General features: G+C 74.4%; 9 protein-coding genes and 3 pseudogenes. 3 read left to right on the forward strand and 9 right to left on the reverse strand.

Features of this window, described 5'->3' with window-relative positions; genetic code table 11:
- From SNE206_RS39335 to SNE206_RS39355, 5 genes and pseudogenes are all read right to left on the reverse strand, one after another.
- Window positions 1–186 (reverse strand): annotated as a pseudogene (locus SNE206_RS39335) (hypothetical protein); the annotation flags it as partial.
- Between the two features lie 37 nt (window positions 187–223).
- Window positions 224–451, reverse strand: a complete 228-nt coding sequence (locus SNE206_RS39340; RefSeq protein WP_407918402.1) for a hypothetical protein — start codon at window positions 449–451, stop codon at window positions 224–226.
- 61 nt (window positions 452–512) lie between these two features.
- A complete protein-coding gene (locus SNE206_RS39345) occupies window positions 513–2,474 on the reverse strand; it encodes a hypothetical protein (protein WP_407918403.1) in 1,962 nt (653 codons plus the stop codon).
- Window positions 2,471–3,424: a protein phosphatase 2C domain-containing protein gene (locus tag SNE206_RS39350; RefSeq protein ID WP_407918404.1), complete on the reverse strand. Its 954-nt coding sequence runs from the start codon at window positions 3,422–3,424 to the stop codon at window positions 2,471–2,473. Before SNE206_RS39350 ends, SNE206_RS39345 begins: the two co-directional genes overlap by 4 nt.
- Window positions 3,421–4,104, reverse strand: a complete 684-nt coding sequence (locus SNE206_RS39355) for a vWA domain-containing protein (RefSeq protein WP_407918405.1) — start codon at window positions 4,102–4,104, stop codon at window positions 3,421–3,423. The genes SNE206_RS39350 and SNE206_RS39355 overlap by 4 nt, the downstream gene beginning before the upstream one ends.
- A 240-nt stretch (window positions 4,105–4,344) precedes the next feature.
- On the opposite strand from SNE206_RS39355, the pseudogene SNE206_RS39360 reads away from it, so the two are divergent.
- From SNE206_RS39360 to SNE206_RS39370, 3 genes and pseudogenes are all read left to right on the forward strand, one after another.
- Window positions 4,345–4,461, forward strand: a pseudogene (locus tag SNE206_RS39360) (helix-turn-helix domain-containing protein); the annotation flags it as partial.
- Between the two features lie 272 nt (window positions 4,462–4,733).
- Window positions 4,734–6,662: an NACHT domain-containing protein gene (locus tag SNE206_RS39365; protein ID WP_407918406.1), complete on the forward strand. Its 1,929-nt coding sequence runs from the start codon at window positions 4,734–4,736 to the stop codon at window positions 6,660–6,662.
- On the forward strand, window positions 6,659–7,588 hold the full coding sequence (locus SNE206_RS39370) for a DUF6801 domain-containing protein (protein WP_407918407.1): 930 nt from the start codon (window positions 6,659–6,661) through the stop codon (window positions 7,586–7,588). The genes SNE206_RS39365 and SNE206_RS39370 overlap by 4 nt, the downstream gene beginning before the upstream one ends.
- A 226-nt stretch (window positions 7,589–7,814) precedes the next feature.
- On the opposite strand, the gene SNE206_RS39375 is transcribed toward SNE206_RS39370, so the two are convergent.
- The 4 genes and pseudogenes from SNE206_RS39375 to SNE206_RS39390 all read right to left on the reverse strand — a co-directional run.
- On the reverse strand, window positions 7,815–8,483 hold the full coding sequence (locus SNE206_RS39375; RefSeq protein WP_407918408.1) for a phosphatase PAP2 family protein: 669 nt from the start codon (window positions 8,481–8,483) through the stop codon (window positions 7,815–7,817).
- On the reverse strand, window positions 8,468–9,085 hold the full coding sequence (locus SNE206_RS39380; protein ID WP_407918409.1) for a phosphatase PAP2 family protein: 618 nt from the start codon (window positions 9,083–9,085) through the stop codon (window positions 8,468–8,470). Before SNE206_RS39380 ends, SNE206_RS39375 begins: the two co-directional genes overlap by 16 nt.
- Window positions 9,082–9,729, reverse strand: coding sequence for a DedA family protein (locus SNE206_RS39385; protein WP_407918410.1), 648 nt, complete (start codon window positions 9,727–9,729; stop codon window positions 9,082–9,084). The genes SNE206_RS39380 and SNE206_RS39385 overlap by 4 nt, the downstream gene beginning before the upstream one ends.
- Window positions 9,730–9,914: 185 nt before the next feature.
- Window positions 9,915–10,109: pseudogene (locus tag SNE206_RS39390) on the reverse strand (undecaprenyl-diphosphate phosphatase); the annotation flags it as partial.
- Between the last annotated feature and the right edge of the window lie 397 nt (window positions 10,110–10,506).

Here is a 10,506-nt window from a genome sequence, read left to right on the forward strand (position 1 = left end):
CGGCGGCCGGGCCGGCGTCGCGGGGGCGGGCGGCACCGCGGCAGGCGCCGTGGCGGGCGCCGACCCGCCGGGGGCCGGTGCCGCCGCGCCGCCGCGGCCGAGCCGGGGCGGCACCGCGCGTGGTGTGTGCTGCCAGGTCGGCGGTGCCGGTGCGGCCGGGTCCTGGTTCCAGTAGTGCTTCGTCATGACGTCCTCCTCGTCGCGGTGTTCGGATCGGCGCTGTTCATCGGCTGCACGCGGCGGCGAGGACGAACAGCAGGAGCAGCACGGCGAGGAAGCCGAGGCAGCCGATGCCGCCCTCCGGGTTCTTGGTGTTGGCCTCGACCGTTCCGCCGGGGCGCAGGCCGGGGTGGCGGTGGGTGTAGTGCGTGATTTGTTCCTGCTCGCCCTGGGACTCGGTGCCCCAGGAGGTCTTGAAGCCGCACTCGCCGCACCGGTAGCGGTATGCCATGTCGGATCCTTGAACTTCGTTGGTGGGATGACGGGTTGGTTGCCGTGTACTGGCGGCGGGGTCAGCGCCAGCGCCAGCAGACGGTGTAGCCGAGGTCGGGGAACTCGTTGGAGCGCCAGTAGGTGGAGCTGTCCTGGCCGCAGAACGCGGGGTAATCGGGCGTGCTGGTGCGTCCGGTGACGTAGACGTTGGAGCGGTCGCAGCTGCCGACGTTGGTGAAGGTGCGGCCCGACTTGAGCAGGCATTCGCGGACGGTGGCGTAGCCTGCGTCGTCGGGGAACACCATGGACAGGCATTGCAGGACGTCGCGGCCGGCGTTCTCGGGGCCGGGGACGGTCCGCCACTGGTTGTAGTTGGGCCAGCCGTCGCACTTGGAGTGGTCGTTGGTGCCGCTGTAGACGGCGAGGACCTTGAAGGCGCCGGTCCGGCAGGACAGCACCGACCACTGGCCCGCGCCGGACGGCCCGAAGACGCAGTCGCCCTGCCGGGCGTGGTAGGAGTCCCCGCCGGGGCTCTGGTAGCTGAGGCACAGGACCCGCGAGTAGCGCTTGGAGCTGACGCTCTCGTCGTTGCCGGGCACGTCGGCGCAGCCGTCCAGGTCGGTGCTCCGCTCGTTGATCCGGACGACCTTGAACGTCCCGGTGGTGCAGGTGGCCGGGGTGAGGTCGGCGCGGTCGCTGGTGCCGGTGTCGTGGAAGCAGTCGCCGACGGCCGCGGTGGCGATCGGATCGGTCGGACTCGGGCTCGGGGTGGGTGTGGGGGTCGGGGTCGGGGTCGGGGTTCCCGGGCTGGTGCTGGTGACGGTCGGATCGGGTGCCGGGATCAGGTACGTGCTGTCGGCGGGACGCGGTGAGTAACTGGCCGTCAGCGGATGGCTGTCGGCGGCCGAGCGGGTGTCGGCCGGGTGGGAGTCGCCGCGGTGGACCGCCACCAGCACCAGGGCCGCGACGGCCGCGACGGCGACGAGCACCTTGCCGACGCGGGCCGCCGCGCTGCCCGTTCCCGTGCCGGGGGTGGTTGCCGAACCTGCCGAACCTGCCCAGCTGTTGACGCGCGGTCGCGGGGCGGCCGGCCCGGTCGGCGGCTTCGGCTTCGGCTTCGGCTTCGATCCCCCGGCGGCTTTCGGCCCGCGGCCGGGTTTCAGGCTGCCGGACGCCGAGGCCAGTTGCTCGGCCCAGGCGGCGGCCGTCGGCCGGGCGGCCGGGTCCGTTCCGAGCGAGGCGCGGGCCAGGGTGCCGAGGGCCGGGTCGATCGCCGCCAGCTCGGCCGGGTCGGTCGTGCTCTGGTCGCGGGCGAAGAGGCGGACGGCGAGCAGGGCGAGCTTGTAGGTGTCGCTGTGCCGTGTCGCCCGTTCCTCGCCCGCGGGAACGTGCCAGTCCGGGGTCTCGGCCTGCGGCAGCACCGTCGCGAGGCCGGTGCGGGCCGCGTCGCAGTCGATGAGGAAGCACTCGGGCTGCGGTGCGAGGGTGAAGAGCAGGTTCTTCGGCGAGAGGTCGCCGACGGCGACGCCGAAGCGGTGCAGCCGGTCGAGGGTGGTCGCGAGGTCGGCAAGCAGCAGCAGCCGGTCCCGGTCGGTGACGGTCAGTCCGATCCCGGCGACGTAGGCGTCCTCGTTGAGGAGGTACTCCAGGGTGGCGAGCCGGGGCGGGCCCTGGTTGCCGGCCGCCAGGGTCCGGAGCGTGAAGTGGAAACGGTCGGGGACGGCGCGCATCAGGAACCCGCACGTCCGTCCGCCGCGCCGGACCACGGCGGCCGGCCAGGCGGTCTTCTCGCACAGCCAGCGCCCCTGTTCGCCGGTCAGCCGCCCGGGCAGCGCGACTGCGGCTGCCAGCGCGGCGGCGTCCACCTGCGGCAGCACCGCGGGGGCGTACTCCTTGTAGACGACCTCCCAACCGCCGGCGGCCGCCGCATCGTTGATGCGCTTGTTGCGCACCCGGTGGACCGATCCCTGGCCTCCCCGGCCGAGTTCCCCGCCCAGGGCGAGCGTGGCGAACTCGACCGGGGCGGCCGGTCCGGCGTTCACCTCGGTTCCTCGGTCCGGGGCCAGATCGCCAGCAGGGTGCGGTCGTCGTCGAAGGTCTCCCGGGTGAAGTCCAGCACGTGGCCGAGCCACAACGGCGGCGGCGGCGAGGCGAGTTGGCGGGCGAACAGCTCCCCTACCCGGCCGTCGCCCTCGCCGAGCGGGTCGCCGAACCCGTCGGTGCCGACCAGCAGCGTCCACGGCTCGGCCAGCCGTCCGACGGCGGTCTCCAGCCGGTCGGGGACCAGGGGCAGCGGGGACACCTCGTTGCTGACCAGCGGCGTGCCCGGTACGGCCTTGCCGCCGAACAGCGGGTGGTAGCCGCCGCCGGCCCGGTCGAGGAGCCACGCCCCGGAGTCGCCGATCCGGAAGAGTTCGGCCTCCAGGGCGTCGCCCACGGCGCGGACCGCCCCCGCCACCAGGGTGGTCGCGTACAGGCGGGCCACCTCGGCGGGTTGCGGTGCGGGGACGCCGAGTCGCCACCGTGCCAGTTCTTGCAGCCGCCGCGCGGCGTGGGCCGCGACGTCGGCGCCGTCGAGCCGGTCCGGGCCCCGGTCGAGCAGGTGCAGGATGCGTTCGACGGCGGCCCGGCACGCCTCGACCGCGCCCTGGTGGGACTCGGCGGCGCTGGACACGCCGTCGGCGACCGCGAAGACGATGCTGCCGGTGGCCTCGTGCACGGCGGCGCGCGCCGCGTCCTGGCGGGGCTGACGGTAGTAGCGGTGCTTTGCGCCGCGGACCGAGGCGAACCGCAGGGTGAGCCGGTCGGTGGACCAGCCCTCGCATTCGCTGTCGGGGAAGTCGAAGGCGTACTGGCTGGGCGGTCGGGCCTCGAACTCCAGGCCCGGCACGTCCACGGTGATCCGCTGCCACGGTGCCCGGTCCGGCCCGGCGGGCCTCGCGGGCGCCGCCGGCGGCGCGGGGTCCGGGTCGCCCCGGCGGGCGGGCGTCACCGGCCGACCTCGTCGATGGCCATGGTGAACTGGTCGGGCCGGTTCACCACCAGCTGCGGGTCGGCCGAGTTCAGGGCGTGTCCGGAAGCCACCAGGCTCATGGTGAGCGAGTGGAAGAACTCCGAGATCGCCCGGCCGACGTCGGTGCCGGACTTCGCGAGGAAGGCGAACTCGGGGCGGGTCGCCACGTCGACCATGGTCTGCGCCCGGGCGTCGCCGAGACCGCAGGCGATGATGTTGGGCGCGGTCGGGGTGCGGTCCCGGTCGGTCAGCTCGGCGTGCGGCGCGTGCCAGGACGAGCCGTCGGTGGGCTGGCCGTCGCTGAGCAGGAAGACCACCGGGCGGTGCACCCGGTAGCCCTCGCCGCGCAGCCACTTCACGTCGCCGGGGATGCGCTGCAGCAGGTCCTCGAAGACGGCCCGGTAGTTGGTCACCCCGCGGATCACCAGCCGGGGCACCGTGGTCTCGGTGCGCATGTCGGCCACCGCGAGCCGGACCTGGACGTCGTCGGAGAAGCCCAGCACGGCCAGCCGGAGCTTGGCCGCGACCATCGGCTCCGCCCGCAGCCCCTCGCACAGCGACGCCACCCCGTCCCCCAGCTCCCGCTGGTACGGGGCCATCGAGCCCGACTCGTCGGCCACCACGTAGGCCGGCAGCAGGACACCCTTCGTCTCCGCCATCGCAAACACCGCCTCCCTCAAGTTCACGTACCGGTGTCGCGGACAGGGGCGGCCCGGGCCACGCAACGGGGTGCGCCGGGGCCGCGGAACCGCTGTCCGCACCACCGATGCTGACGTCGCGTCAGGCAGATGCACAGGTCACAGCGCCGGTCATAGGTGACCGGTCGTCAGCGGTAGGCTCGCCCCTGTTTCGAATCCTCGGGGGAAGGGCGGGTCGTGGCGGAGACGTTCGGAGCGCTGGTGCGCCGGTTACGGAAGCAGGCCGGTCTGACGCAGTTCCAGCTCGCCGAGCGGGCCGGGCTCGGCGAGAGCACCGTCCGCCGGATCGAGACCGACCGGCCCTTCGACCACCGGCTCGGCACCATCAACCGCATCGCGGACGCGCTCGACGCCGGCCCCGAGGACCGCCGACGGTTGAGCGCCCTCGGCGGCGGCACCGGCCCGGCCGCGCCGGAAGCCCCCGCGCTCCCACCGGAACCACTGCCACCGCCCCGGGACCACGGCCCGCTCGCCGACGCCGCCGAGGAGTTGGCCCGCGAGAGCCGGCAGCGCTGGCGCCGCGAAGAGGCCCAGCACCGGGTGCACCACCCGTTCGCGCTGCCGGTGCGCTGGCAGCAGGTGTCGCGGGGGTGGCCGACCAGTCGGCGAACGCCCTCCTGCTCGCCCCCGGGGAGGCCCGTACCGAACCGGATCTCAGCGGCGACCTGCGGCGGGTCGCCGAGATCTACCGGCGCGTGCCGTCGGGCCGGCTGGTGGTCCTCGGCCGGGCCGGATCGGGCAAGTCGATCCTGGCGGTCCGGTTCGCCCTCGACCTGCTGGACGCCCGCACCCGCAACGAACGGGTACCGATGATCTTCAGCCTCGGCGCCTGGAACCCGACCACCGTGACCCTGCGCGACTGGCTGATCGGCCGGCTGCTGCGCGACTACCCGCACCTGGCCCGCCGGGTTCCCAGCGGCAAGACGCTGGCCGCGGACCTGCTCGACGACGACCTCGTCCTCCCCGTCCTCGACGGATTCGACGAACTCGCCGAAGACCTGCGCGCCCCGGCCCTCGAAGCACTCGACCTCTCCCGGCTGCCGCTCGTCCTGACCAGCCGGCCCGCCGAGTTCACCACCGCCGTCCGGACGGCCCACGCCCCGCTGGCCGCCGCCGTCGTCCTGAAGCTGCGCGACCTCGACCTCGACGACCTGCGCGGCTACCTGCCCCGGACCGACCCGGCCTTCCCCGGGCCCGCCGAAACCGACGGGCAGGGCACCACCTGGGAGGCCGTCCTCGACCCCGCCCGGACGGCGGAGAGCGCCGGCCGCGCCAACCTCGCCGCCGCGCTGCGCACCCCGCTGATGATCGCCCTCGCCCGCACCATGTACAGCGACCACCCCGAACGGCGGCCGGGCGAACTCCTGGACACCGCCCGCTTCCCCGACCCCGAGGCGATCGAGGAGCACCTGCTGGCCGGGTTCGTCCCCGCCGTCTACCGCCCCCGTCCCACCGAACGGCTCGACCCCGCCCACCGCCGGCCCGGACCGTGGGACGCGGAACGTGCCGAACGCTGGCTCGGCCACCTCGCCGACCACCTGACCCGGCTCGGCCGCGAACGGCAGGACATCACCTGGTGGGAGGTCGGCACCGGCATGAGCCGCCTCTCGCGCACCGTGATCATCGCCGTCCTGGCCGGCGTCGCCTTCGGCGTCACCACCGCGATCGGCAACCTCCCCGTCGACCTGGTCGCCACCGCGCACAGCTTCCGGTTCGCCGTCGTCCGCGGCCTGCTGGTCGGCGTCCTTCACGGCCTCGCCGCCGGCACGCTCTTCGGGTTCGTCTACTGGCACACCAGCGCTCGCGCCACCCTCAGACCCCCGCCGGTCCGCATGCGACTCAGCACCGGCACCCCGACGACCCGCCGCAACGCCCGCACCCGGTTCCTGATCGGCCTGTGCGGTGGAGCAGCCGGAATGGCACTGCTCATCCTGGTCGACGAAGGCATGGTCGCCGCGATCGGACTCGCCGACGGACAGGGCGCCGGCGCCGCCGGGCTGCTGTTCATTCCGCCGATCGCCCTCTCGACCGGGCTGGTCTTCGGCCTGATCGCCCTGTTCGAAGCCCCGGTCCGCACCGAATCCGTCGTCAGCCCCGCCGACCTGCTGCACATCGACCGCCGCAACGTCGCCTACCACCTGCTCACCTGGGCACTCGTCCTCGGCATCGGCGTCGGTCTGCTCAACGGCATCGTGTACGGGCCGCTGCGCGGCTTCGAGGTCGGCCTGGTATTCGGACTGGAGGCCGCGTTCGGCGCCGGGCTCAGCTACGGACTCAGCCTGACCGCCTGGGGCCAGTGGGTGGCGCTGGCCCGCATCTGGCTGCCGCTCACGGGGCAACTGCCGTGGGCGCTGATCGCCTTCCTGGACGACGCCCACCAGCGCGGCGTGCTCCGCCAGGTCGGCGCGGTCTACCAGTTCCGCCACGCCTGGATCCAGAGCCACCTGAGCCGCAGCCACCAGCAACGCCACGGCCTCCGACAGCGCCGACGCGACCACCCGATGGAAGGGGCACGATGAGCGCCGAATCCCGTACGCACCGCCCGGGTAGGCACACCCGCCTCGCGGCCGTCGCCGGGGCCGCCACCGCCCTCGTCGGCGCCCTCGGCACCGCCCCCGCGGCCGCCCGGCCCGCCGCCCCCACCCTGCACTACACCTGCGCCTTCCCGACCATCGGCGGACAGGCCATCACCGCCAGGATCTCCGCGGACGTCCCGGCCACCCTGCCGGCCGGCGAGTCCAGCCCGGCCTTCGCCATCCACGCGGCCGCCACCGTCGAGGCCTCCTTCACCCTCGGCCTGCGCTACGTCCTCGGGGTGCGCAGCATCGAAGGCTCGATCGACGCCGAGACCCGCGTCCTCGCCCCGCAGGACGGGACCGCCGTCCCCGTCCACCTCACCATCACCCGCACTCCCGTCCCCGCCTCCGGTGCCTTCGAGATCCCCGCCACCGGCAACGCGCCCCGGCTCTCCTTCACCCACCCCGGCACCGGACGCGTGACCGCCGGCAACTTCACCCTCCACCTCGTGCCCAAGGACGCCGACGGCAACCTGGCCGGGCCCGGCCGGATCGACGTCCCCTGCACCCTGAACGCCGACCAGGACAACACCGTCGCCCCCTTCGAAGTCACCCCCACGAAGGCATCCCCCACCCCTCGCCCCACCAGCCGTCCGTCCGTCCCGGCCCTGTCCTCCGCAGGCCCCGCCACCACCTCACCGGGAACGGACGCCTCCGTCGTCGTAGCCACCGCCACCGCCTCCACCGCCACCAGCACGCCGGCTCCTCCCCCACCGGCGTCCGCCGCCCCGCTGACGCAGACCGCCCGACCCGGGGGCACCGGCCGGATCACCGCCACAATCGCCGCGGCCGTTGCCGTGGCCGTTGCCGCGGCCGCCGTCCTCCATCGGCGGTCGAAGCGCCGCAGAGCATCCGAGCCCTCGTCCTGATCATTCGCCGATACGGCTCCGCCGACCATGAGGCCGCCGTCGCCGCCTACCGCACCGCCTCCGAGGACGAGTGGGCCTTCGGCGAGGAGGCCGGCGCGCAGACCGACCTCGTGCTCGCCCGCTTCGCCCGAGGAGAGGTCGACGGCGCGGCCGAGGCCGTCCGTCCGGTGCTCGACCTGCCCGTCGAGCACCGGAACTCCGGCATCATCAGCAGTGCCCGGCGCGTCTACGCCCCGGGCACCGGACGGCCCGGTGTCCGCAGGAGCGCGGCACCGAGGAGCAGCCAGGCGGCGGCGAGGAGCCAGCCGCCGAGGACGTCGAGCGGCCAGTGCACGCCGAGGTGGACGCGGGTGGCGCCGATGACGGCGGCGAAGACCAGGGCGAGCGCCGCGGCGGCGCGGCGCGCGCCGGGGTGGGTGCGGGCGACGGCGAGGGCGAGCAGTCCGGCGCAGACCGCGGCGGTGAAGGTGTGGCCGGAGGGGAAGGCGAACCCGGAGGGGGTGAACGCCCGGTCCGAGGCGGGCGGGCGGGGCCGGGCGAAGCCGCGCATCAGGCCCTGACGCAGCAGTTGGCCCGCGACCAGCCACAACACGGGAGCGAGCAGCAGTCCGGCCGCGGCCCGTCCGGAGCGGTGCGGCCGGTAGGCGCGGACGAGGACGACGCCAGCGGTGAGGGCGATCAGGTACGGGAAGACGCCGGTGCCCAGCGAGGTGACCGCCTCGGCGGTGGTGACGGCGGCGGACGGCCGATGGGCGACGGCCCGGTCGGCGGCCGCCCGCTCGAACCCCAGCGGCGCCCACGCGTTCGAGCCGAGCACGAAGGCGATGACGGCGAACGCCACGGCGCAGAGCGCGATCCAGAGTGCCGACTGCCGCGGGGTCATGCGGTCGGCCATCGGCGCAGCCGCCCTTCGCGGGCCCGCTCCACCAAGGGCGCGGCGCGGCCGGCGAGCAGGCCGAGGCCGTACCCGGCGACGGTGCCGACCGCCGCGCCGAGAACGACGTCGTGCGGGTAGTGGACGCCGACCAGCACCCGCGAGACGCCCATCGCGATCGCGAGCAGCAGCGCGAGGGCGGCGAGGCGGCGGTCGACGTGCCACAGGACGGCGGCCGCGGCGAAGACGATGACGGTGTGGTTGCTGGGCAGTGACCAGTCGCCGGTTGCCGGGCAGGCTTCGAGGGTGCGTCCGGCGTCCAGCACCTGGCACGGGCGGGGCTCACGCAGGACGGACTTGAGGAACGTGTCGGCGGCGAAGGCCACGACGACCACCAGCGGTGCGGCCAGTGCCCGTGCCACCGCCGTGCTGTCAGCACGGCGGGCGCGCCACCAGGCGAGGAGCATCAGCACGGCGACCAGGGCCAGGCCGTAGGCGGAGAACGAGGCGACGGCGTGCTGCACCGGTGTGGGCAGGTGTTGGGCCCACCGGTCGATGCTCCGGTACAGGCCGCCGTCGATCGGGCGGCCGTCGAGGGCGAGCGTGCTCGCCGGGCCGCTCATCGGGCGCTGGCCTGACGGCGGGAACGCAGCACCTCCAGCACCAGCGGCAGCAGCGACACCACCACCACGACGGCGACGATCGGCAGCAGGTAGCGGTCGACGTTCGGGATCGAGGAGCCGAGCGCGTACCCGGCCATGACCAGGCCGACCGTCCACGCCAGCCCGCCCACCACCTGCCAGAGGGTGAAGGTGCGGGCGTTGACGCCGAGTGCTCCGGCCAGCGGGTTGAGAACGGTGCGCACGACCGGGACGAAGCGGGCCAGGACGACGGCCTTGCCGTGGCCGTAGCGGGTGAGGATCTCCTCGGCCCGCACCGCGCCCTCGTGCAGATGCCTGCTGCGGGAGCGGGCGAGCAGGGCACGTCCGCCGCGGCGGCCGATCAGGTAGCCGGTCTGCGCGCCGGCGAGTGCGCCGACCGCGGAGGCCGCCAGGACCTGGCCGAGGTTCAGGTGGGGGCCGCTGTGCGCACCGGTCGTGCACAGCAGGCCGGCGGTGAACAGCAGCGAGTCACCGGGGAGGAAGAAGCCGACGAGCAGGCCGGTCTCCGCGAACATGATCACGGCGATGCCCAGGGCGCCGAACGCGGCCAGCAGGGAGCCCGCGTCCAGTGGGTTGACGGCCAGCAGGGCCGAGGAGGAGAGCATCGTTCGGTGCCTTTCCGAGTGGGGCTGCCGGCCGACGGCGCCGTGTCCGAACAGCCATGTCCAGCATGGCCGAGCGGTGCTGAAGGGTTCCTGAAGACCTGAAGGCGTCTTCAGGAACCGCTCGCGCGAGCCCTGCCCGGACCGGACCGGGCAGGGCAGGGCAGGGCAGGGGCGGGCAGGGGCGGGGCGTTCGGGTCGCGGCGCAGCGCCGGCTTGAACAGCGAGCGCACCCAGGCCTGGACGATCGCGGCGATGTCCTTGCGGAAGTGGATCAGCACCGCCGACTCGGTACCCGGCCGGGTCACCGCGGTGAACGCGGCACCTGGGTCGTCCCGGCGCAGCAGCACGGAGAAGACCCGCAGGTGGGCGCTGGCGGAGACGGCTCGGGGCCGGTCGCGCGGGCGCCCCGGGCAAGCTCCCCGCCCGGCCGGGGCAGGTGGGTGCAGGCCGTCAGGCGTCCGCGCGGGCAGGCCGCCGGGCCTCTGCGGTAAGCCGAAGCACCGCCGCCGCGATGGTCACCGCGGGCACCGTGCTCCACCGGCCGTCCGCCGGTTCGTCGTGGAGCCGGGGTGCGCCGGCCGTCGTCGTCGCGCTAACAGCGGCGCACTCCTTTCACGGCGCGGTCTCACCGCACCGTCGCGCGACGGGGGGGGATGCTCTTATGGATGTCAAGCAGCGGTGGTGAGCTGCTCGGTGGTGATGTGTGGGGCGCTGGGTGCGGTCAGGATCTGGTAGATCTCGCGGGCGATGAACCGCTTGAGGCAGCGGATGATCTCC

The organism is Kitasatospora sp. NE20-6, assembly GCF_045862635.1.